The organism is Nostoc sp. 2RC, assembly GCF_014222165.1.
GTDB lineage: Bacteria > Cyanobacteriota > Cyanobacteriia > Cyanobacteriales > Nostocaceae > Nostoc > Nostoc linckia.
On the sequence record NZ_JACKZU010000089.1, the window covers coordinates 1 to 23,796 of the forward strand.

General features: G+C 40.6%; 21 protein-coding genes. 5 read left to right on the forward strand and 16 right to left on the reverse strand.

Translation table 11 applies throughout. The features are described 5' to 3' along the window. Positions 1–753: 753 nt before the first annotated feature. The gene (locus tag GNE10_RS12715) at positions 754–1,659 is read right to left on the reverse strand and encodes an amino acid ABC transporter substrate-binding protein (protein ID WP_099069381.1); all 906 of its coding nucleotides are present in this window, start codon (positions 1,657–1,659) and stop codon (positions 754–756) included. Positions 1,660–1,796: 137 nt separating this feature from the next. Here GNE10_RS12715 and GNE10_RS12720 point away from each other — a divergent pair, with 137 nt between their 5' ends. After that, positions 1,797–2,699: an ABC transporter ATP-binding protein gene (locus tag GNE10_RS12720; protein ID WP_185565487.1), complete on the forward strand. Its 903-nt coding sequence runs from the start codon at positions 1,797–1,799 to the stop codon at positions 2,697–2,699. Between the two features lie 56 nt (positions 2,700–2,755). Here GNE10_RS12720 and GNE10_RS12725 read toward each other — a convergent pair whose 3' ends face one another. Both GNE10_RS12725 and GNE10_RS12730 read right to left on the reverse strand, forming a co-directional pair. After that, positions 2,756–5,563, reverse strand: a complete 2,808-nt coding sequence (locus GNE10_RS12725) for a bifunctional acetate--CoA ligase family protein/GNAT family N-acetyltransferase (RefSeq protein WP_185565488.1) — start codon at positions 5,561–5,563, stop codon at positions 2,756–2,758. A gap of 34 nt (positions 5,564–5,597) precedes the next feature. Then, positions 5,598–6,047 carry a hydrogenase maturation protease gene (locus GNE10_RS12730; protein WP_185565489.1) on the reverse strand — a complete coding sequence of 150 codons (450 nt, stop codon included), beginning with the start codon at positions 6,045–6,047 and terminating at the stop codon, positions 5,598–5,600. Positions 6,048–6,311: 264 nt separating this feature from the next. Here GNE10_RS12730 and GNE10_RS12735 point away from each other — a divergent pair, with 264 nt between their 5' ends. After that, positions 6,312–7,436: an AAA family ATPase gene (locus tag GNE10_RS12735; protein WP_185565490.1), complete on the forward strand. Its 1,125-nt coding sequence runs from the start codon at positions 6,312–6,314 to the stop codon at positions 7,434–7,436. Continuing rightward, on the forward strand, positions 7,433–7,921 hold the full coding sequence (locus GNE10_RS12740) for a hypothetical protein (RefSeq protein WP_185565491.1): 489 nt from the start codon (positions 7,433–7,435) through the stop codon (positions 7,919–7,921). The genes GNE10_RS12735 and GNE10_RS12740 overlap by 4 nt, the downstream gene beginning before the upstream one ends. 61 nt (positions 7,922–7,982) lie before the next feature. On the opposite strand, the gene GNE10_RS12745 is transcribed toward GNE10_RS12740, so the two are convergent. The 12 genes from GNE10_RS12745 to hoxE form a co-directional block, all read right to left on the reverse strand. Continuing rightward, the gene (locus GNE10_RS12745; protein WP_185565492.1) at positions 7,983–8,648 is read right to left on the reverse strand and encodes a tetratricopeptide repeat protein; all 666 of its coding nucleotides are present in this window, start codon (positions 8,646–8,648) and stop codon (positions 7,983–7,985) included. A 239-nt stretch (positions 8,649–8,887) separates the two neighbouring features. Further along, positions 8,888–9,748, reverse strand: a complete 861-nt coding sequence (locus GNE10_RS12750; RefSeq protein ID WP_185565493.1) for a sulfurtransferase — start codon at positions 9,746–9,748, stop codon at positions 8,888–8,890. A 166-nt stretch (positions 9,749–9,914) separates the two neighbouring features. Then, on the reverse strand, positions 9,915–11,384 hold the full coding sequence (locus GNE10_RS12755) for a Ni/Fe hydrogenase subunit alpha (protein ID WP_221642830.1): 1,470 nt from the start codon (positions 11,382–11,384) through the stop codon (positions 9,915–9,917). Positions 11,385–11,590: 206 nt separating this feature from the next. Next, positions 11,591–11,959 (reverse strand): hypothetical protein, encoded by a 369-nt coding sequence (locus tag GNE10_RS12760; RefSeq protein WP_185565494.1) that lies wholly within the window; start codon positions 11,957–11,959, stop codon positions 11,591–11,593. A gap of 46 nt (positions 11,960–12,005) precedes the next feature. Then, positions 12,006–12,614, reverse strand: a complete 609-nt coding sequence (locus GNE10_RS12765; RefSeq protein ID WP_185565504.1) for a CP12 domain-containing protein — start codon at positions 12,612–12,614, stop codon at positions 12,006–12,008. An 84-nt stretch (positions 12,615–12,698) separates the two neighbouring features. Then, positions 12,699–13,151, reverse strand: coding sequence for a hypothetical protein (locus GNE10_RS12770; protein ID WP_185565495.1), 453 nt, complete (start codon positions 13,149–13,151; stop codon positions 12,699–12,701). Positions 13,152–13,395: 244 nt separating this feature from the next. Next, positions 13,396–13,941 carry an oxidoreductase gene (locus tag GNE10_RS12775; RefSeq protein WP_185565496.1) on the reverse strand — a complete coding sequence of 182 codons (546 nt, stop codon included), beginning with the start codon at positions 13,939–13,941 and terminating at the stop codon, positions 13,396–13,398. 13 nt (positions 13,942–13,954) lie between these two features. After that, entirely contained in the window at positions 13,955–14,479 is a 525-nt protein-coding gene (locus tag GNE10_RS12780) for a DUF3122 domain-containing protein (RefSeq protein ID WP_185565497.1), read from the reverse strand. A 36-nt stretch (positions 14,480–14,515) separates the two neighbouring features. Continuing rightward, positions 14,516–15,232, reverse strand: a complete 717-nt coding sequence (hoxU, locus tag GNE10_RS12785) for a bidirectional hydrogenase complex protein HoxU (RefSeq protein ID WP_185565498.1) — start codon at positions 15,230–15,232, stop codon at positions 14,516–14,518. A gap of 82 nt (positions 15,233–15,314) precedes the next feature. After that, positions 15,315–16,145, reverse strand: a complete 831-nt coding sequence (locus GNE10_RS12790) for a DUF6920 family protein (RefSeq protein WP_185565499.1) — start codon at positions 16,143–16,145, stop codon at positions 15,315–15,317. Between the two features lie 64 nt (positions 16,146–16,209). Beyond that, complete coding sequence (locus GNE10_RS12795) at positions 16,210–17,838, reverse strand: NuoF family protein (RefSeq protein WP_185565500.1); 1,629 nt, start codon at positions 17,836–17,838, stop codon at positions 16,210–16,212. Next, complete coding sequence (gene hoxE, locus GNE10_RS12800) at positions 17,816–18,337, reverse strand: bidirectional hydrogenase complex protein HoxE (RefSeq protein WP_185565501.1); 522 nt, start codon at positions 18,335–18,337, stop codon at positions 17,816–17,818. Before hoxE ends, GNE10_RS12795 begins: the two co-directional genes overlap by 23 nt. Positions 18,338–18,830: 493 nt before the next feature. Here hoxE and GNE10_RS12805 point away from each other — a divergent pair, with 493 nt between their 5' ends. Continuing rightward, positions 18,831–19,907, forward strand: coding sequence for an ATP-dependent 6-phosphofructokinase (locus GNE10_RS12805; RefSeq protein ID WP_185565502.1), 1,077 nt, complete (start codon positions 18,831–18,833; stop codon positions 19,905–19,907). A gap of 560 nt (positions 19,908–20,467) precedes the next feature. Here the strand turns inward: GNE10_RS12805 and GNE10_RS12810 are convergent. Continuing rightward, the gene (locus GNE10_RS12810) at positions 20,468–22,924 is read right to left on the reverse strand and encodes an ATP-dependent Clp protease ATP-binding subunit (protein WP_185565505.1); all 2,457 of its coding nucleotides are present in this window, start codon (positions 22,922–22,924) and stop codon (positions 20,468–20,470) included. Between the two features lie 439 nt (positions 22,925–23,363). Here GNE10_RS12810 and GNE10_RS12815 point away from each other — a divergent pair, with 439 nt between their 5' ends. Beyond that, complete coding sequence (locus GNE10_RS12815) at positions 23,364–23,660, forward strand: DUF3288 family protein (protein WP_099069397.1); 297 nt, start codon at positions 23,364–23,366, stop codon at positions 23,658–23,660. Positions 23,661–23,796: the final 136 nt, after the last annotated feature.

Here is a 23,796-nt window from a genome sequence, read left to right on the forward strand (position 1 = left end):
TTGGGGAGGGTGCCGTCAGGCGGGTGGGGTATCTGTCGCAAACATTTTTTGAATCGGTATAATATGCTTTTAATTTGCATAACTAGGGCAGGCTTTTCGGCTATTAGTGTCAACTTATACCATTTCACTTTATAAATGATACAAATACAAGTCACCCCACCCCGGCTTTGCTAAGGCAAAACCTCCCCTCCCCGCAAGCGGGGAGGGGATTGAGGGGTGGGGTAAAACGGCTGTGGGACAAGCGTTTGAGCTTCAATTTACACCAATGGCAGGATGCCCACCGCACAAGAGTTTTAATCTTAATAGGACTTACGCACAGGTAACGGAAAAACGAACCGCGAAGGACGCATTCGCGCAGCGTCTCGTCAGAGAAGGATACAAAGGAATAATGGTTTGAGAGAGTTATTGCGTAAGTCCTACTTAAGTAATATTATGTCCGCATAATTAGTTATGATTCCCACAGTATTGCACCCCAAAGAGCCAAAGCTACGCTTTGTCTCCCCTCAGAGCCTGCGGGGAGGGGATTAAGGGGTGGGGTTTTTCGGGTTTAATAAGTAATCAAGCGGACATGATATAAGTCGGGGAGAATAAGCTAATCGTCATTCAAATTGCATCTTTGTGTCTGGTGTGTCCTCCGAAGTTCAGAGCGCCGCAAGCCGGCGCTCTGACTTCTCTCCGTGTAAGAGCGTCTTTCTAACAAGTTGAGTTATGCAATTTAAAAGCGCATCAGCTTAAATTCCACCACAGGCGATATCACAGTTCGCTTTTGGGAATTTCTTCACGAAATTCTATAACTAATCGCATAGTTTCCACTACCAAATCGCGTAAATCACGATTGAGTGCTACAGTGCCTTGAGACCCAAACCAACGGTCAAAAATAGCAACATATCGGGGATTACCATTGATAAATCCTTGCATAAATTTGACTAGAGAATAGTTGACTGTATCCAAGAATTTCGAGTTATTTTCTGGTACCATGCAAGCGATACCTTCTTGCGAATAGGGGCGAGGGGGTACGATGGTAAAAGCATCTGGATTTTTTTGCTGTTGCAGCCATCCTTCTAAAATAATGCTATCGGATGAAAAAGCGTCAATAGTACCTTTTTGTAAAGCTGTGTATCCTTCTGCCCTGGTTTTAAAATACACCAGTTTGGCTTTCGGTTGTACGCGAGCGATCGCCTGTTCGTTTGTGGTTCCTGCTAACACGCCAATTCTTTTATCAATCAGGGATTCAGCAGAACCTAGATTACTTTCTTTATTAACCAATAATTGGGTTCCGGTGACACCGTAGCTTACAGAAAAGTCTACTTTTTTATCTCGCTCCCATGTAAAACTACTAGCATCACATACAATATCAACTTGTTGATTAACTATTTTGGGAATCCGTTCAGAGGGACTAAGACCAACTAATTCCAGTTTAATTTTTTTTCGCAGGTTTTTTTCTAATTGCTCTTTAATCAGAGTTAGCATATCGACAGAATAGCCATTTAACTTTTTTTGACTATCCACATAGGCAAAAGGTAGCGCATCTCTACTAGTACCAGCAGTTAATACTCCCGTTCTGGCTACTTTTTCCATCACAGTCTCAGCAGCTACTACATGAGGCACGAGCATTGCAAACATGATACTTAAAATCGGAATAGCAATTTTTTTAGACATCAGCTTTTAGAGTAGGTTGTTCTTGCAGAAATCAAATCTAATTTATATGTTAAGTTCAAGAAGTTATCATTATCGAGTACATAATCAGGTTATCTAGTAATTATTCTTTACAGACTCCTTTGTTGTGAAGCTACATTATGTTAAAAATCCAAAATTTAAATAAGTCTTATAAATTGAGAAAAGTTTTACAAAATTTAAATCTCCATATTGATGCAGGGGAAATTTATGGCTTACTCGGTGCTAATGGAGCAGGTAAAACCACTACTATTAATATTATTTGTAATTTGCTAAAACCCGATAGCGGTAATGTTATAATTAACAATCAACCTATTTCTCAAGCAACCAAAAAAATTATTGGCATTGCCCCCCAAGAAAATTTACTCTATAAAACTTTAACTTGTGAGGAAAATCTCAAGTTTTTTGCTGATATTTATGGTTTAGATCGAAAAACGCGCCAGCAACAGATAAAAGCAACTCTGGCGGCTGTAAATTTATTAGACAGAGCCAAAAATCCTGTAGACACTCTCAGTGGTGGAATGCAACGACGGTTGAATATTGCAGTGGCTTTGGTACATCAGCCGCAGTTGCTAATTCTTGATGAGCCGACTACTGGGTTAGATATTGAGGCGCGATATGAAATTTGGGAACTAATTCGACAATTGAAAAATCAGGGAGTAACGATTTTATTAACGACTCATTTATTAGATGAAGCTGAGCGTCTTTGTCAGAGAATTGGTATTTTAAAAGATGGTCAAATTTTAGCTGAAGGTAGTTTAGCACAATTACGCGCCTTAATTCCAACGTCTGAAATTGTAGTGGTGCAAACTCCAGAAGAAGAAGTAGCGATCGCTCGCGCCCAAGAATACGGTTTTACACCGCGACGTTATGGTGATGAGTTAACTTTTTGGTTACCAGAACCACTAGAATTAAAAGAAATTATTTCTCGATTTGAAGGCATTACGATTAATGCCATCGTACGTCAACCCGTACGATTAGAACATATTTATATAGAACTAACATCAAGCCGGATTAATCAGTGAATAAGGCAAAATGGAAGGGAACAGGGAACTCTTAACAGGCAACAGAGTTAATTTTGCTATTGCCCATTCCCTGTAACAATATCAATTTGAGCTTTCACCACAGTAGAATCGTCTGTGGGTTGGATGCGAAAACCCAGTTTTTCACAAACTTTTTGCATCCCATAATTATCAACCAAAATATCAGCAGTAATTGTATTTAGCTGTTCATCTCGACTAACTTGCAGTAACCTTTGTAATAACTCGGTTCCTATACCTTGGCATTGACAGCGATCGCTCACTACAATAGCAAATTCCGCTTCATTTGTACCATGTATTTTACTTAACCTACCAACTGCTAATATTTCCCGTGTCTGCGTTTGGGGATTTTGATATTCCACAACTAAAGCAATTTCGCGGTCATAATCAATAAAACAGATACGTGTGAGTCGTTCGTGTGTTACTCTTGACTGGAGTTTAATTAAGTGAAAATATCGAAAATAAACGCTTTCCTGGGAGAGGGTGTTGTGAAATTGCACCATTAGCGGTTCATCTTCTGGACGAATGGGACGAATGGTAACAGCAGTGCCATTTTTCATCGTCCATTCACTGACATATTGTGTAGGATAAGGTCGAATGGCTAACTTTGGTAGTTCGCTTTGTTTAACATTTGATTCGTGAAGAATAATTCGAGCATCCACAGCTATTAATTGTTCAGATGAAGCCAGCAACGGGTTAATGTCGATTTCCTTAATCCAACGCTGTTCCACAACTAATTGACTAAATACCACCATTAATTGTTCAAGAGCAGCTAAATCAACACTTTTGCGTCCCCGGACTCCTTGAAGCGCCTTGTAAATTTGTGTTTGCTCCATCATCCGCCGTGCTAAAGTCGTATTCAGGGGTGGAAGTGCGATCGCCCGATCTTGAAAAACCTCAACGAGCTGTCCTCCTGCGCCAAACAGCAACACTGGCCCAAACTGTACATCCAAACTACTACCAATAATTAGTTCATAGCCAGTCATTTTGACCATTGGCTGCACCGTCACCCCCAAAAACAATCCTGTGGAGACGCGATTTATGGCGTCTAAATAATCAGGGTCGTGTTGCAATTTCTCTCGTAAACACGATTCAATAGCGCGGTACGCATGTCTTACAGCATCAGCATCTTTGAGATTTAATTGCACGCCGCCAACATCAGTTTTATGAGTAATTACCTCGGAAAACAACTTTAAAACCACTGGATAACCAATTTTTTCTGCACATTGCACCGCTTCATCTTCATTTTTTGCAATGCAAGTGGTAACCACCGGAATTCCATAAGCTGCTAAAATTTGCTTGGATTCAAATTCTGTAAGAATAGTCCGTTGTGCCTGACGTGCTGTTTGGATAATTTTTTGTACACAGTTACGGTCTGGAATACCCGATACAGAATCAAATTCAGGCATTATGGGGGTTTCATAGATACCACGCAAATTATAACTAGACTGCCACATGTAACTAAACATCCGAGCCGCAGTATCAGGGTAAGGATATGTGGGGATATGGTGACGGTTGAGAATCATCTCACCTGCGGCGATGTCTGCTCCTCCCATCCAACTAGCAAGGATGGGTTTACCTGCTATCTTTGCGTAGGGTTTCAATTGTTCGGCGGTTTGGGTGGGGTCTGTCATTGCTTGGGGAGTCAGAATTACCAATAAGCCATCACTATTTGGATCTTTGGCAGCAATTTCTAAGGCTTTGGTATATCTTTGGGGGTCGGCATCGCCGAGAATATCAATAGGGTTACCGTGACTCCAATGTGTGGGTAGTATTTCATTCAAAGATGCGATAGTTTCTTGAGAAATTGGTGCAACTTCTCCACCAGCAGCAATTAAAGCATCAGTAGCCAAAACTCCAGGGCCGCCTGCATTAGTAACAATTGTCAGGCGTGACCCTTGGGGGCGGGGTTGTTTTGCTAGTACCTCCGCCATATCGAACAAGTCAGAGATGCTGTTGACGCGCAACACCCCGCAACGCCGGAAAGCTGCATCCAGAATCTCATCACTACCTGTAAGTGCGCCTGTGTGGGAAGCTGCGGCTTTGGCTGCGGCGGCGGTGCGTCCTGCTTTAATGACAATAATCGGCTTAGTTAAAGCAACTTCCCGCGCTGCTGAAAGAAACGATCGCGCATTGCCAATTGACTCCATGTAAATTACAATACTTTTTGTCTGCGGGTCATCACCAAGGTAGTAAATTAAATCTCCCCAACCCACATCCAGCATTGAACCAAGGGAAACAAAGGCGCTAAAACCAACGTTTTCCCGAAAACTCCAATCTAGAATAGCAGTACAAAGCGCTCCACTTTGACTGATAAAGCCGACATTTCCCGGACGCGCCATTGTACTGGCAAAAGTCGCATTTAAACCCGTGCGGGGACTCATCACCCCCAAGCAGTTGGGGCCGATAATCCGCATTTTGCTACGATGTGCTTGCTCAAGTATTTGCCGTTCCAAAGCTACACCTTCTGCACCAGCTTCTTTAAAACCAGCACTGAGGATAATTGCACCTTTAACACCTGCATCTATGCATTGACTGATAATATCGGGGACTGTTGGTGCTGGGGTGGCGATAACTGCTAAATCAACTCGTTCCGGAACATCAAAGATAGTCGGGTAGGCTTTAATTCCCAGGATGCTGTGGCGCTTAGGATTTACAGGAAAAATTATTCCACCAAAAGGATTACTAATTAAGTTCCATAACAAAGTGCGTCCAACACTATCAGCCTTTTCGCTAGCACCAATAACCGCAACACTTTTGGGAGCAAAGATAGCATCGAGAGGATTGAGTTTCTCGGTTCGCAAAATATCATAGGCGTGTTCGATGGGTGATTGGGTAGGCTTGTGCATGAGTTGGTGTTTCAGGTAAACGTTCAGGGAAATTTTAAAAAACTACGCTCACATTTTCCTCTACAATTTGTGTAATTTTTTGTAAAGCGATCGCCACTCCAGTTTCCCCAATGGATGATAAACTCTGTCCTAATTCAAAGTTTACCCCTGGTACTTTGATCCACCAAGACCGGGGACAATAACCGTAAATTGCTTGAGTTAAAGCTAAAAGCGATGATGGATCCCCCAGATGTCCAGCGATAATATTGGAAAATGCGGGTGAAAGTGGTTCTACTTGAATTTCGTAACTTTGGGAAGCGAAATAAGCATCGATAAAAATTGCCAAATCAGCATAAGCTAAATTTTCGGTAAATTCGGGGGTAAGTTGATGCACAGCAAAAGATTTTACGTTTGATAGCTGCAAAGCTTTAGCTACTCGTTGACCAATACCATCATCACTACGCAACTCATTACCGTAACCAATGGCTATTACATTAAAATTCATAATTTTTCGCTGTCTAACACCAGTTTCAAGTTATGCAAAAAACTTGAAGAACTTGTGAGGAAATAGAACAGGTTTGAAGTATTTATCAGAATTTTCTCAAATGATTGACATTTGTGATGAAAGTAAATGTAGTCTAATATATGGCTAATACCCCTATCTATCGGCAAAACACCCGAATTTGCTGGAAACTCTTGCTAATATTTATTGACTACTTAGACAGATCGAAAAGTTCTTTCACTTTCCACTTATTGGAATTTTTTTCCTATGCTCCAAAGACTGTATATACACAACTTCAGATGCTTAGAGAACTTTGAACTATCCATAAAGGGGATGTCATCTGCTCTCTTGATTGGAAAAAACGGTGCAGGTAAATCAACTATTGCGATTGCATTAGAGGTGCTTCAAAAGATTAGTCGCGGCATCAATAGAATGCGCGAACTTGAAAATCTTAACCTTATTAGCCCAAAATATTTTGCTCGTGGAAGGTCTGATGTGCCGATCCGGTTTGAAATAGAAGTATTACTTGACGATAAATTATACAAGTATGTTCTGGCCTTAGAGTTGCCAGAAAAATTTAAAGAGCTTCGAGTTTTTGAAGAACAACTGTTAGTTTCAGGAGATCCAATCTACTCTCGAAAAGAAGCTCAAGTCACTCTTCATAACAGTTCACAAAATCGTGAGGCTCAGTTTCTTGTAGATTGGCATCTTGTTGCTCTTCCAATAATTCAGGAGCAATCAGAAACCGACCCACTTCGTATTTTCAAGACTTGGCTTGGTCGCACGATTATTTTATCGCCGATCCCAACCTTGATGACTGGAGAATCTAACGGTGAAACTTTGGAGCCAAAGCCAGACGGTTCAAACTTCGGCGAGTGGATTTCTGGGTTACTTAGTCGTTATCCTGCGGCTTACACACAAGTTGACAAATATCTCCGAGAAATTATGCCTGACATTCAAGATTTTCTGAATGAACAGATTGGCAAAGACTCTAAAAATATGATTGTTCGATTTGAAGCAAATAAGACAAATCTGAGTATTGATTTTAAAGACTTATCTGACGGCGAAAAATGCTTTTTTCTTTGCGCTGTTGTTTTAGCCGCTAACAAATTCTATGGGCCGCTTTTTTGCTTCTGGGATGAACCTGACAACTATCTCTCGTTATCAGAGGTTGGTCATTTTGTCACATCACTGCGACGCTCATTTAAGGATAGTGGTCAAATTTTAGTTACATCTCATAATCCTGAAGCCATCCTGAAATTTTCAGATGAAAATACCTTTGTTCTCCATCGAAAAAACCACTTAGAACCAACTTTAATCAGACTGCTCGGTGACATATCTGTTCAAGGCGATCTTGTAGATGCCTTGATTCGTGGTGATATAGAAATATGAGCATAAATAAGTATCAACCGCACGTTTTTGTTTTGCCCGAAGATGATGCCAATCGGCAGATTGCAAACGGATTTATTCTCAATCAAAACCTTAACAATCGTGCTATTCAAATCCTGCCACCTGCTGGGGGTTGGAAAATTGTTTTGGAGAGATTCACGAATGATTATGCCGCTACAATGCGACAATATCCACAAAGAATGATTGTTTTGCTGATTGATTTTGATGAGAGTGAAGATAGATTGAGTTATGCACAGAGTCAAATTCCAAGCGATCTAATTGATAGAGTGTTCGTAATTGGAGTGTTATCTGAACCAGAAAGTTTAAAGAGAGACATTAGAAAAGATTTTGAAAGTATCGGAAAAGCCCTCGCAAAAGATTGCTCGGATAAGACAAATGAATTATGGGGGCATCATCTTCTAAAACACAATCAAACTGAGCTAGAGCGTATGATTTCAAATGTCAAACCATTTTTGTTTAATTTGTAATAATGTAAATGGCGATGCTTTTATTTTAAGGGAGGTAAATTTTTGCGATCGCCTATTTTGGTTAGGAATTTAGTTGTGATAATTCAATTCTGACTTTCTCCAGCATTTCCTGATACATAGGATCTTGTAAAGCACTTCCGAAAACTCCACTTAAATATTGCTGTAAGAGGTATTCTGCTCTTTTATAATCTGCGATCGCTCTTTGTTTATTTCCTAAATCTCGATACATATTTCCTCTGAAAGAGTATGCCTCAGCAGAAGAAGAACTTTCACTAATTACTTGAGTCCAATCAGCAATTGCGTTGTACTTTTCGCCTAACTTTTCATAAGCCCTTGCCCTGTTCCAGTATGCGGGACTGCTAAAACCGAATCTACCTCTATTTTGCCTAATCACTTCGCTATGGTCTGCTACTGCTGCTTGATAATTCCCAAGGTTATAGTAAGCATTGGCACGATGATAGTAGGCTTTTTCAGCTTTAGGATTTAACTGAATTGCTTTAGTAAAAGAAGAAACCGCAGCGAGTGAGTCTTTTTTGCAGTCTTCTTGAAAGTGCCCCATAGCTATAAAGTCGTCTATGCTATTCAGTTGTTTTGGCATAATCGTTTGGCATTCGGTAGAGACATTAGAAGTTGGTATTTGTGCAACTAATGGCAACGAAAAACCTAATAACAAAATAGATGATGCATAAGCTAATAAAGAAGGTCTATAAAAAGCAAATTTTATCATTATCAAATCCAGAATTATTTTCAGTTAAAGTAAAAATAGTGTTCACATATTGCATTGTTCACAAAAGTGCCTACATCATGTCAACAATAATATTATAATATTATCAAAAGAACCTCAGGTAAGTTTAGATACTCGCGTGCAAACCGAGTTTGCGATCGCCCTGAGCAAATGCACCTTGAATCAGTATCTAAAAAACAAGCAATTGTAGCGTTCAAAAGTGTATGCTCGTTATCTGAAGCCTACACGCTGATAACTGTACTATCAATGGGTAGGGAAAAATCACGAGACCATTCATTCCAAGAGCCAAAATAATTTTTAGCAGAAATTCCTGCTTGTTCTAAGGCTATTAATGTATTAGCGGCTCTGGAACCTTTAAAGCAGTAAATATATACAATAGACTCAGAAGTAATACCGATTGATTGACAAATTTCTTGGATTTCGGCTGGCGATCGAAATGTGGGAATCTCTGAATCAGAATTCATTAAACGATGCCATTCTAACCATACAGCATTAGGGATTCTACCTTTGCGGGGACAAAAATCAGGATTGTAGGGAGAAGAACTTAACCCAATCCATTCATCGCGATCGCGTACATCTAATTTAATAATTGCTGGATTGTCAATTGCTTGCAACATTTCGCCAGTAGTCACCATTATGTCAGCGTTGGGATGTAATCTAAATATACTGCTTTCACCCTTGGGGACTTCATCGGTAGTGGGTAATCCTGCCTTGAGCCATGCTTTATATCCTCCGTGTAAAATAGATACTTGAGGACAACCCAAATACTTTAGTAAAAAAGCTGCTCTACAAGATTGACCGTAACCTCTATTTAAAGCATCTTCATAAACAATTAAATGTTCTGTACCAGATATTCCTACCCTGCTCATAATTTCTGCAAAATATTCTTGCAATTCCTTTAAACCTGCTGGGGAGGAATTCTCTAAAAGATATGTGAAAAAATCTCTAATATTTATCGATTGCGGAATATGAGCAATAGCATACTCTTCTGGACTTCGCGTATCGATGAGAACAGTTTTTAATGAATTTTCTGCTAATAGCGACGTGAGTTCTTGAGGAGAAATGAGGAGTTTTGTGTTCACGCTTTCATACTTCTGTCATTGTGCCAAGAGGCATTATCGCCTCCGGTAGATTTGCATTTTGAAATGCAAATTACAGAAGAATGAAGGTTAAATGTTATCAGAGAACTTTTGAAATGAGAATTCAGAATTCAGAATTCAGGAGTCAGAATTCAGAATTCAGAAATTATTATCGCCAAATTTCATTTACAATATTTCCATCTGTGGTAATTAATTGAATATGTAAAGGCATTTGACCTGCGGCATGAGTCGAACAACTCAAACAAGGGTCAAATGCTCTGATTCCTGCTTCAACTCGGTTTAAAATACCTTCAGGAATTTGGTGACCGTGAATAAAATAGCGGGCAATTTGCGCCACTGTGCGATTCATTGCCAGATTATTTTGACCTGTGGCAATTACTAAATTAACTTTTAGAATTAAGCCATTTTCATCTACTTGGTAATGGTGAAATAATGTACCGCGTGGGGCTTCACTTACTCCCACAGCTTCTAATTGATTAATGCCAGCATTAGCCCGCAGTCGATTTGAGGCTGCGGCTACGCTCTGCCCAAGTAATAAATCTGGGTCATCCATCATTATTTCTATGCGTTCAATGCAAGCTAAAATTTCAATTAAGCGGGCATAATGATAGAAAAATGATGAGGTGACTGTGCCTTTACCTCTATCTCGAAATTCTCTCAATTCTGCATCAGCTAAGGGCGTACCAATATGACTGCAAATATTTAAACGTGCTAGCGGCCCTACTCGATAAATACCACTATCTAAACGACAATAGTCACTTTGGTCTGGATAACCAAAAGGGCGATAATAAGGAGATTTTAAATAAGAATCTGGTTGAACTGCTTCACCAATAAATTCTTGATAATTAGTTGCATCGAGTTTATCGGCAATAATATTGCCAGCGCTATCTACAAAACGAATGTGTCCGTCGTAGTTTTCCCACAAACCTTGAGAAGTAACTAATCCCATAAACAAAGTCGGAAAATTACCGAAGGTTTGTATTTCTTTTTCATAATCTTGGAGTAAATTTTTAAATCTACCCAGTGCATCTAAAATGATAGCGCGTGCTTCTGGAATACGATTTTGAATATGGGTGCGTCCTTCCATCGATAAAGGTTCGCGGACACCACCAGGAACAGCCCATGATGGATGTATTTTTCGCCCTCCCAATTGTTCAATAATTTCCTGTCCAAATTGACGCAGGCGAATACCGCCTCGTGCTAGTTCTGGTTCGGCTGCAATTAAACCAAATACGTTGCGTTCTTTAGGATCGCTATCCATTCCTAATAATAAATCTGGGGCGCTGAGGTGGAAGAAACTCAAAGCATGGGATTGAATAATTTGACCCAAGTTCATTAAACGGCGCAGTTTTTCGGCTGCTTTAGGAATTGTAACAGCAAGAATGCGATCGCCAGCCTTTGCTGATGCCAATAAATGACTCACCGGACAAATTCCACAAATTCGCGCCGTAATTCCTGGCATTTCCCAGAGGGGACGACCTTCACAAAATTTCTCAAATCCCCGAAATTCTGTGACATGAAAACGAGCATCACTTACTTGTCCTGTATCGTCGAGATAAATACTAATTTTGGCATGTCCTTCAATGCGGCTAACTGGATCGATAATTACTTTTTTCATTATGATTTTGCTGTCTAGCTGAAATTGCTGAAGGGGCTTTTAATTCAAAAAATATTCGATGATTGTTGACGGTTGACGGTTAACAACTTTAAATGCAATTATTCTGTTGTGTCATTGCCATGAAGGAAGCAATCTCAAAACTTTGCTAATAAACTACGGCTTTCAAGTTAGACAAAGTTTAACTTCTACTTCCTATCTTCTAATGATTAAATTTTTATCTGAAAATCGCTAGCTAAAATACGCATTAGTGGTTCTTCTAGCCAAGGCGACCAAAAAGCATAACATACAAGATTTTCAGTATGTTTTTCTGATAATTTTCTCACTCTTTCCCTGAAAGGATCGTTGAAACTAACTGTCCATTTGTTCAGTTCGGCATTTTGGATATTGAACATTTCAACTCCAGCCACATCTTTAAACACAAGGGTCAAGTCTTTTTCATCATCAGTTTTAAAATGAACGTATAGCGTTCCATTAATTAATGATATTTCACCAATTTTGCCATCTACTAACTGAAAACTTGCTAATGTTTCAGATAAAATTCTTTGCTTTTTTGAATTTGCTAAATCTGTGGTCATAATTAAATATTTCCTGATATATCGTTGAATTTAACCACTACGTTAACTAACTGTTATAAATTGCTTTGGCTTCTGGATATTCATCGCAATATTCTTCAAAAGCCGTTTTCATAACTTTTTGCGATCGCTGATGTGCTATTTCTGCTTGTAATTCTTCAATAACATCCCAAGCAGCAGCACATTCTTCTGAATGAATGCCTTTTTGAGCGCAAACAGCACGAGCTTTTTTAATTTCGTCTTGGAGTTGTTGTTCTAGCAGGATGGTGTGGGGCTGTTCCAGAAATTTACTATTAGCTAAAATATCCGCTAGAGAAATAATACCGATTAATTCACCTTGAATAACAGGCGCTCTTTGTAAGTTATGGTCAGCAAATAATCGTGCTACATATTCTAAGCCAAGGTCAGGATTGACAACAATACAAGGCTTAGTCATGATTTCATAAACACGTACCTTAGAGGGGTCTTTGCCATAAGCAATTACCTGATAAACAATATCGCTTTCAGTAATAATGCCGTAAGCATCTTGTTCGTGGCGACGCTCTACAATCAGCGCTTTCCAATCTCTTGCTTTTAACAGTCTAACTGCTTCAGCCACCGTTGCTGAACTGCGAATCGTGGCAACATCTTTAGTCATAATATCAGATGCTTTCAACATCATGTTTTCTAAATTTTCCATGATACCTACACTAAAATATGTAAGGTGAATTTTTCACCCAATTCAATATGGTTTCTATAAAAGCTAAAAAAGTGAACCTTCTAGGTGTTTTGGTGATTTATGCGCTGTATTATGTAGTCGCATCCATTGAAAAGCAGTAATGTTTAGTAATAAACCGACAATCAATAAAAACACCATCAAGGCTATTTGATACCAAAGAACTGGCTGGACAAATAAATCTAAAATCAGATGTAATAAATTCATAATAGTGTAAAAAATGGTAACACCAAAATGAATCATTCGATAACGCTTGGAATCAGTAAAAGCAGTGGTAATAATTCCTAGCATTGGAATTGCAAAAAAGCCCAACATCAACCACATAATTCCAGAAATATCGTTGATATTTTGAGCTTTTTGAGATTCGACAACAGATAAGCCGTGAAAAAGTGGCATTAAACCAAGTTGTGTATGAAACAGTGTTCCTAATAGAAATACTGTCCAAAGAGAGATGATTCTTTCTCGATAATTAACTGCCATAACATAATTTTGGGATTAAGGATTAGGAACTGGTGAGAACAAGTTTTCTCATTGAAGAAGAATACAGAATACAGAATTCAGAATTCAGAATAAAGACGCTAAAGCGAACGCTATCCGCCAGTCGTACAAAATACCAACTGAATTCTGACGACTGACTCCTGAATTGTGTTTGATAATTTATTTTTTGGAGTTACCTTACTCAGTCCCTTTTACCTTAGATCGAGAATTTGAGTAACTTGTGAAGTTAACCAAACTTGATAAATTCACGTCCTGCTAGCAGTGGTTTTTCTCCTTTCAACAGTGATTCTAATACTGCTTTTATCTGAGTTGCATTAGGCGGACACCCTGGTAAATAGACATCAACTGGTACTACTTTATGTACTGGTATCACTCTGTCTAATAAAGTTGGTACAATACCGGGTTCATGGGGAATTGAATTGTGAATATCTGCTGCTTCAATGTAACAACGTTGCAAAACTATTTCCGCACCACCTAAAGGATTGCGTAAAGCAGTAACATTACCAGTAACAGCACAATCACCAAAAGAAACAAGTATGTGCGATCGCTCCCTGACAATCTGAATCATTTCCAGATGTTCATTATTAGCAACTGCACCCTCAACTAATACTACATCCACTCCTTGGGGGTATTCTTTAACATCAGCAAAAGGACTAAAAACTAAATCCACTTGTTGTGCTAAATCAATCAGCCACTCATCTAAATCCAGAAAAGACATGTGACAGCCAGAACAGCCGCCTAACCAAACCGTCGCAAATTTTAAACTAGTCATTGGATATTAAAATTCAAGATTTTTGTGCAACTTCTTGCCATTCCTGGACAATTTGTTTGGGAATCGCAAGATTGATGAAATTTTGTTTACCTACAGGTATACCAATTAATAAATCTTGAGTTGGCAATTGAGATAAAACATCTTTAAAATCATATTGACCGATGGTTGGTGCTGGTGCTTCATCTATAAAAATATCGGGAGCGGTCAATACTTTACCTGTATCAGTGGTAATTTTTAATGGTAAAGGATGGGGAATTTCTTGAGAACCAGGAAATCCCACTAATCGGAGATTAATGGCAGATATTTCATTATTATTAGAATTAATTCGCTTAAACAAAACAACCTGCCAAGAATGTCCTAATTTATCGCTTAATTTTTGTTGTGAACGATAAACTATTTCTTTTGGTGTTTCTTCTAATTTAATCACAGCAGCCATTAACTCTTGAGATGTGAAGCTAGCTAAACTCAGGTATATATATATTGTTAAGATTGCCAGCAAAAAAAGCCACCAAAAGATTTTTAAAATGCGGCGTAACATGAGTTTTACCTCCTTGTGCTAATTTTTCATGGCCAACTAAACGAGCCATTGCTGTTTTTCCCTGGCTGTTACCAAAAAATCAAGTTTGGCGCGATCGCGTTTCATTTCACCAACGCTAGAACCTTGGTAAAAAATCGCACCTGTGGGACAAGCGTTAACACATTTACCGCAGGAAGTACAAGTATCTGAGGTTCCCCAAGGTTGATTTAAATGGGTAATGACATGGAATTTTCCCCCCCTCCCCGCCATATCCCAAGTGTGCGCTCCTTCGATTTCGTCACAAACACGCACACAACGAGTGCAAAGAACACAACGGTTATGGTCAATGCCAAAGCGATGGTGAGAAACATCAACTTTGCGATTGGGATATTGATAATCCAACCGCACCCGATCCATACCCATTTCAATTGCCAAATCTTGCAATTCGCAATTTCCATTGGCGACGCACACCGAGCAAATATGATTACCTTCTGCAAATAGCATTTCGATAATTGTGCGGCGATATTTTTGCAGGCGATCGCTGTTTGTTTCGACTTCCATACCCTCAGCAACTTTTGTCACACAAGCAGGTTTGAGTTTATGAGTACCAACAATTTCCACCAAACAAAGCCGACATGCTCCCACATCTCCAACTCCTTCTAAATGACACAAAGTCGGAATGTGAATTCCTGCATCTTGCGCTGCTTTGAGAATAGTTTCCTCCTCACGAGCGCTAATTAATTGTTGATTAACTGTTAAAGTTTTGACTGCCATTTTCACCTCAGATGATTGTGGATTTTATAAAACTCATATTTGATTGAGTCAGACTCCTATAAATTGAAAATATATCAATCATTTAATAAAACTCAGCTCGCTCAATTTTTGCTCGAAAAAACTCTGAATAATTGTCTGTGCCAAACCACCAGCCTGCAACAAGTTGGGAGGGAATTGTAAATCCGCTAAATGTCCTTTCTTCTGTGAATTCTCCCCCAAAGGGAATATAACTATAACTACCATCACTGATGTGTTGTCCCCAACGGGGAAAAAAAAGCTTTAATAGTTTGCCATCAACATCTATAATTAATGTTAAAATTATTCGTTCACCATCAATTTTGAAATTAGCTTGGATTGTTCTTTCATCAATTGCTTTCCAATTTACGTTGTGTTGAGGTAACAAAGCAGATGGTAGCCAGAAAAATTCCCCTGCAAATCGTCCAATACTAGAGCGGGTAATATCAGAACTGCGAGCATTTACTAAAGGAATCAGTCCCCAAAGGGAAAAGCACATTCCACCACACTTATTTGCATAGTAATCAGCCCCCATAAATTTGAACCAACCATTATCAATAACTGCTTTCCAAACAAATCCTTTCAATACTGAAGTAATTTGTTTTGCCCGCATTGGTATCCACGGTTGATCCTGCACCATCCGAAAACTACCACTCATTTCCAAGCACACAGAGGAAGCAAGAGAAGTTCCCGGTGCAATACTATGCAAAAAATAGCGTTGTACGGGGGGAGGTAATTCTGCAACCATATCCTTTGTAAAACGATCGCCTGTTGGAATTCCTGGGAGCGATCGCCAAATCCTATCAACTTGTTGTTCGTTTTTTAGCTGGACGATGGCTAAAATTATGAAGGCGATGCCCAGCAATGCACCAAAATAAAGGAAAATCTTGGTTAACATTTGACTGTCTTGAAAATAGGGAGTAGGGGAAATTAACTGTTTTATCAGGACTTACGCAGCGAGATTATTTGTTGAGGTCAGGAATAGCGCATAGGGCCAAATATTCATCGCGGAAATAACGCAAGGTACTAAATACTGGATTTGGTGCAGATTGACCAAGACCGCACAAGCTGGTGTTTTTCACCATATCGCATAATTCTTCTAACAGTTCCAAGTCAGCTAAGGATGCTTTACCTTGACTAATTTTGGTTAACAATTTATGTAACTGCACCGTTCCTACCCGACAGGGAATACATTTACCGCAAGATTCATCCATGCAAAATTCCATAAAAAAGCGGGCGAGATCCACCATGTTGGTGGTTTCATCCATGACAATCATGCCACCGGAACCCATCATTGAGCCGAGTTGAGTCAGTGATTCATAATCCACTATGCTCTCAAAAGCTGATGCGGGAATACATCCTCCGGAAGGGCCACCAGTTTGCACGGCTTTGACTACACCATTATCTGGCACGCCACCACCCATTGCTTCTACAATTTTCTTTAATGAAGTTCCCATTGGTACTTCAATTAAACCCGTGTTGCAGATTTTACCTGCCAAGGCAAAAACCTTTGTACCTTTGCTTTTTTCCGTGCCAATACTGGCGAACCATTCAGCACCTTTACGGATAATTGGTGCAACATTGGCGTAGGTTTCAACATTATTAATTAAAGTAGGATAACCCCATAAACCAGACTCGGCCGGATAAGGCGGGCGGGGATGAGGTGTACCGCGTTTACCTTCAATGGAAGCCATTAAAGCAGTTTCTTCACCACAAACATAAGCGCCAGCACCGATACGAATATCAATTTTAAAATCAAAGCGAGAATCAAAAATTTGAGTACCCAAAATCCCCAGACGTTGGGCTTGGCGAATTGCAGTTTGCAGGCGATTGATAGCAACAGGATATTCTGCCCGGATGTAGATGTAGCCTTGATTTGCGCCTACGGCATAGGCAGCGATCGCCATTCCTTCTAAAACGCGATGGGGATCGCTTTCTAGGACGCTGCGATCCATAAACGCACCGGGATCTCCTTCATCGGCGTTACAGATGACAAATTTGCGTTCTCCTTGTGCTTTCGCCACCGTTGCCCATTTCAAACCCGTGGGATAACCAGCACCACCACGTCCTCGTAAACCACTGCGGGTAATGGTATCCACCACTTCATTGGCTGTCATCTCCCGCAAGACATGGTAAAGCGATCGATAACCTTGGGCGGCAATGTAAGATTGAATGCGTTCTGGATCGACTTTGCCACTGTTTTCTAAAACAATCGGCATTTGATATGTAAAAAATGGATGACTTAAATCCCCCTGTTTAACTGTTGTCTCTTCCCCATTCACAGCAGTAACAATTGAAGGTGCATCATCAGGCGTTACTTTTTCATACAATTTTTTTTGTGGAAATTGCTGAGACTCCTCCTGACTCCTGACTTCGACTAATGGCCCTTGACAACACAAACGCATACAGCCAACACCGCGAACTTCCACTTTTGCCGTTAAATTTTTTGCCGTTACAGTTTCTTCTAGACGTTCTTTGACGGCTTGTGAATTTGCAGACAAACAACCAGCAGCAACACAACAGCGAATTTGTACGGGTTTTTCAGAAGCACGTTCTTTTTGGGCAATTTCAATTAACTCTGATAGATCCATCTTGCAACCATCCTTTGATGCGATTGCCAACTGATTCCGCTGTTTGATTGCCTAAAACGGTTTTATCAAATACCACAGCAGGTGCAATTCCACAAGCACCCAAACACCTTGCTGTCAGCAGTGAAATTTGATTATCTGCCGTGGTTTCACCAGGGTGGATATGGATTATTTTTTCCAGATTTGTCAGGATAGCTTGAGCGCCCTTGACGTAACAAGCCGTCCCCGTACACACCACACAGGTATGTACACCACTGGGTGCAAGGGAAAACAAATGGTAAAAGGTAGCAACACCATAAACTCGACTAGGTGGCAGTTTCAGATTGTGAGCAATGTAAATTAATACATCGTTTTCTAAAAAACCAAAAAGTTCTTGTGCTTTATGCAATATTTCAATCAGTGCATCCTGTTGATACTGGTAGCGTTTGATAGTTGCATCTAGCATTTTAAAGCGCTTATCTTTTGCTGTATTCTGAGTTTTCACAGCAGATGCTAAATTCATTTTTTTGAGCCTTTTTGAGAACTTCAGGATGTTCTACGTCTCGCAGTTAAGATGATAAAAGAACAATTTGAGAAACTTGTGAAGACAATCAATCAATTTTTGATTTGAGATCGTGACTACTTATCGGAATTTGGTATCAACTATAGCAATCCCAAATAATTTGTGAAATATTACGTGTTAGGGTTGTTGATTGTTAACACCGATATTATTCACAACTGAAATCGGATTGCTACAGCAAAATAGAAAAGCTTTATTAGCAAAAGTGAGATCCTCACAGCTTCCTCAAATTTTTGGCTTAAATATAAACATAAAGTTAGTTAACTACAGGAATCCTATTTGATTTTTGAAAAAATCGACTGTTGAACGTTGATGGTTCACACTCAATACTCAACAGTCAACAACTATTTTTTGCAATTCCCTGACCCCCAGATTCATCTGTGGGATTAATTTAACAATATAAAATCTTAAATCCAAAATCTCAAATTCATTGGCCATGCAAAAACGACTTGGCATTCTGACTAGTGGTGGAGATTGTCCCGGACTGAATGCTGTAATTCGGGCGGTTGTTAGTCATGCTACCCTTACCTATAACTGGCAGGTAGTGGGTATTCCTTATGCCACCAGAGGGCTTTTAGAGAGAAAGGCAATTCCTCTGAGCATACATGGTTTAGACCTACGTGGTATTGACCCCTTGCTAAATATGGGAGGTACAATTCTGGGTAGCATCAACAAAGGAGACACTCTAGCTCATGTGGAAGAGATTGTTGCTGGCTACCATGCTTTAGAATTAGATGCTTTAATTGGTATTGGTGGAGATGGCAGTTTAGCTATTCTCAACCAACTGCAAAAGCAAGGAAACTGGAACTTTGTTGCCATTCCCAAAACTATTGATTGTGATGTCAGCAGTACAGAAAAAGTAATTGGGTTTGATACTGCGGTGAATACAATAGTTGATGCTTTAAATCGTTTGACATTTACAGCAGCCAGTCACGATCGCGTAATGATTGTGGAAGTTATGGGACGCACAGCAGGTCACTTAGCACTACAATCTGGCATTGCAGGGGGCGCAGATGCAATTTTAATACCAGAAATATCCTACACCATTCAAGGTGTGTGCGAACATTTAGCAGAATTACGCGATCGCTGGGGACGCAGATTTGCAATTATAGTTGTGGCAGAAGGCGTTCAAATAGCTGCTGATTCATCTAAAGAGCCATCCTCTCAAAAGCCATCCTGCGGTATCGGTCAATACATTGGTGATGAGCTTTGCTCTTGCGCTAACCATCAAATTGACATTCGGGTTTCCGTTTTAGGACACATCCAACGAGGTGGAATTCCCTCAGCTTCAGACCGTTTAATCGCAACAGCTTTTGGGAAAGCCGCCGTAGATTTATTAGCTAATGGGCAATCTGCACAAATGGTAGCTTGGCAAAATGGACAAGTTATAGCAGTTCCTTTAGAAACAGTTTTGGCTTCTAGTCCATGTCTTGTAAATCCCAATCATTTCTTAGTACAAACAGCACGGGCATTAGGTATTTACGTGGGAGAAAATTCAATACTGTTCGGTTAAAGCAACAGACGCGATAAATCGCGTCTTTGGAATAGGACTTACGCAAGTGTCACAAAAAATTAAGATATTTAGTTTGTAGTGAGGGCTTCAGCCCTCAAAATGAGGACTAAAGTCCTCACTGATATTTAGTTCGTAGTGAGGACTTTAGTCCTCACTACGAACTAAAAATAATATGCCAGTTGCGTAAGTCATATGGAATTTAAAATTTTAATCTCCCCACTTTCAATACGGTTCGGATAAGCAGTATGAACTTCCCTTGTGGTTTGGGAAAAGGTTAAGGGGTAAGGGGATTTCGATGTATTTGAAACATGAGTCCCTTTCCCCTTTCCCCTTTCTCCTTTAATATTTCTTAATATAGTTTGTTTTTTTCATGCCGACTTAGTTATTCTGAGAAACACTGTATTTCATAGCTAAAAAAAAGCCTCTGGTATTTCTACCAGAGGGGGAAAGTATAATACCATTTCACTTGATGTTTGTCTGAGATGCCCCTGTTTCTCTGCCTAACCAATAGGCTTGAGTGTTCCTAAAATATTACCGCAAAAAGTGATTAGGTATAAATATTAGCCAACATTTGCCAATAGCAATTCTCTTTTGGTTGATTTTTTGACTCTTACTTGAGAGTCATCATCAACATCAACCATCGCTGTGTCTCCATCTACAATTTCACCAGACAACAGTGCTTCAGCCAGAGAATCTTCCAACAGGCGCATAATTGCCCGACGTAATGGTCTAGCACCATAGCTAGGATTATAGCCTTCTTGTACCACACGCTCTTTGAAGCGATCGCTAACTTCTAAAGTAATTCCTTTTTCTGTTAAGCGGTTAGCAACATCACGGAGCATAATGTCGGCGATTTGCTTGACTTCATCCTTAGAAAGCTGGGTGAAGACAATAATTTCATCGAGACGGTTGAGGAACTCAGGACGGAAGTAAGCTTTGAGTTCTTCATTCACCAAGTTGCGGATGCGGTTGTAACTGGCGTTTGCTTCGGTATCAAATTCAAAGCCTAAGCCACTACCGCCTTTTTCAATCACCTTGGAACCGATGTTAGAGGTCAAAATAATCAAGGTGTTTTTGAAGTCCACTTTTCGACCTTTGGCATCAGTCAGTTGACCGTCATCCAAGATTTGCAGCAGCATATTGAATACATCGGGGTGGCCTTTTTCGATTTCGTCGAAAAGCAACACTGTGTATGGTTTGCGCCGTACTAATTCAGTTAACTGCCCGCCTTCGTCGTATCCTACATAACCAGGAGGCGAACCAATTAATTTGGAGACGGTGTGGCTTTCCATGTATTCGGACATATCCAAGCGAACCATCGCTTCTTCCGAACCAAAGAAATAAGCAGCCAAGGCTTTAGCTAACTCTGTTTTCCCAACGCCAGTGGGGCCAGAAAAGATAAAGCTAGCGATGGGACGATTGGGATTTTTTAAGCCGACACGGGCGCGACGGATGGCGCGAGATACGGCTGTGACTGCTTGCTCTTGGCCGATAAGCCGTTGGTGCAGGGTGTCTTCTAAGTGCAGCAGCAACTCTGATTCAGATTCAGTCAGTTTATTGACTGGTACGCCAGTCCAAGAAGCCACAATTTGAGCGATGTCTTCTTCGTCAACAATGGCCGCGTTGACAATTTGCTCATTTTCTGATAACTCAGCTTGCAATTGGGCTGTGAGTTGCAATTCTTGGTCGCGCAGTTGTCCGGCTTTGTCAAAATCTTGAGCTTTGACAGCTGCTTCTTTAGTTTTGGTAACGTTAGCGAGTTCGCGTTTGAGTTCTTTATTGGTAGAACTTTGAGAATTCCGCAGGCGGACGCGGGAGCCAGCTTCATCAATTAAGTCTATTGCTTTATCAGGCAAAAAGCGATCGCTAATATAGCGGTCTGACAACTTGGCTGCTGCTACCACTGCGGCGTCAGAAATTGTGACTTTGTGGTGTTGTTCGTAAGCGCCGCGCAAGCCGTACAAAATTTGTATGGTTTCCTCTACTGAAGGTTCTCCCACCATAATCGGTTGGAAACGACGCTCTAGGGCGGCATCGCGTTCGATGTGCTTGCGATATTCATCGAGGGTGGTTGCGCCGATACACTGGAGTTCGCCCCGTGCTAAAGCGGGTTTGAGGATATTAGCTGCATCCAAACCGCCTTCTGTACCACCAGCCCCCACCAAGGTATGAATTTCGTCAATCACCAAGATGATATTGCCCACAGAACGGACTTCTTCCACGACCTTTTTGATTCGTTCTTCAAAATCGCCACGGAAACGAGTTCCAGCCACTAATAACCCCATATCCAGGCTGATAACTTGCTTATCTTGTAACGATTCCGGCACATCTTGATTAATAATACGTTGAGCTAAACCCTCAGCGATCGCAGTTTTACCAACTCCTGGTTCACCAATCAACACAGGGTTATTCTTAGTGCGGCGACCGAGAATTTGCACAGCACGTTCAATTTCCTTCTCGCGACCGACTACAGGGTCGAGTTGACCTGCTTGGGCTAATTTGGTCAAATTTCTGCCAAATTCCTCCATAGTTAGGGTAGTGGTACGTTTTTGATTACCACTACCACCAGCAAAGGCTGGGGCATTTTCACCCAAACGGCGAATAATCGCGCTGCGGACAGTCTTGAAATCAACTCCTAGATTCTGCAACACTTTAGCGGCAACACCTTCACCTGCCTCAGTCAATCCCAAGAGTAAGTGTTCAGTATTAATGTAATTCTGTCCCAAACTATGAGCTTCTTTAAACGATTGCTCAAAGAGGCTTTTCACCTTGGGAGTAAAAGGAATTTCTGGTGGTACAAAGCCAGAACCCCTACCAATAATTTTTTCTACCTCGCGGCGTGCGTCTTTAAGAGTAACACCTAATTCAGCCAGCACTTTAGCAGCAACCCCAGTTCCTTCTCCCATCAAACCCAGGAGAATTTGTTCAGTTCCTACGAAGTTGTGTCCCAGGCGACGGGCCTCCTCCTGAGCTAGCATAATTACTCTAATGGCTTCGGAAGTGAAGTGTTCAAACATAGCGGGTTCTTGCTCCCTTGCTGCTTCGACTTTGGGTGATATAAAATTCACCCTCATCTAAAGATTTTTGTATTTTCTTATGGACTAATGTAACTTTATTTAAAATTGACTGGCAGTGGTGAGAGCCGTAAGACCCCAGGTGTAGTTGCCGTCTAATGATTCAGTGAGGAGTGAGGAGTGAGGAGTGAGGAGTTTGGAGTTGGGAGTTGGGAGTTAGGAGTGAGGAGTTAGGAGTAGTAAGGAGTTCTCAATTTTACAACTAATTTTTCAGTGCAGAAGATGATTTTTTTTGCGTTTTCTGCTCCTGTACTCTTGGCTAAACTTAAAAACTAAGACTCAGCACTCCCAACTCCTAACTCCCAACTCCTAACTCCCAACTCCTAACTCCCAACTCCTAACTACTAACTCCCAACTCCCAACTTATCATTCAGGAATTACGATGAGTGAACCAACGGGCGGTAAAGATCAACAGCACCCTCTTTATAATCGCGATCGTCCCCTTATTGATATCTTACTCGCTCAACAAGCGACAGACTATAATTTGGCAGAATTAGCTAGATTGCGAATTCGCTATCAAGGTTTTCCAGGGGCGAGAGACATTCAAAAAGATTTAGATCGAGTCTTGCAGCAGTGGGGTTTAACCGAAGCCCAACTTTTTGAAAAAACTCGTCAACTGCACGAGATGGGCGGTATATATAAAAGTCGCGGCAAGAAAGAAGAACAGGATTGGAATTAGGGCAATATGCTTCGGGGAAAGGGTAAAGGGTAAAGGGTAAAGGGGAAAGGGGAAAGGGGAAAGGGGAAAGGTTTCAAATACATCCAAATCCCCTTACCCCTTAACCTTTTCCCAGACCACAAGGGAAGTTCATACT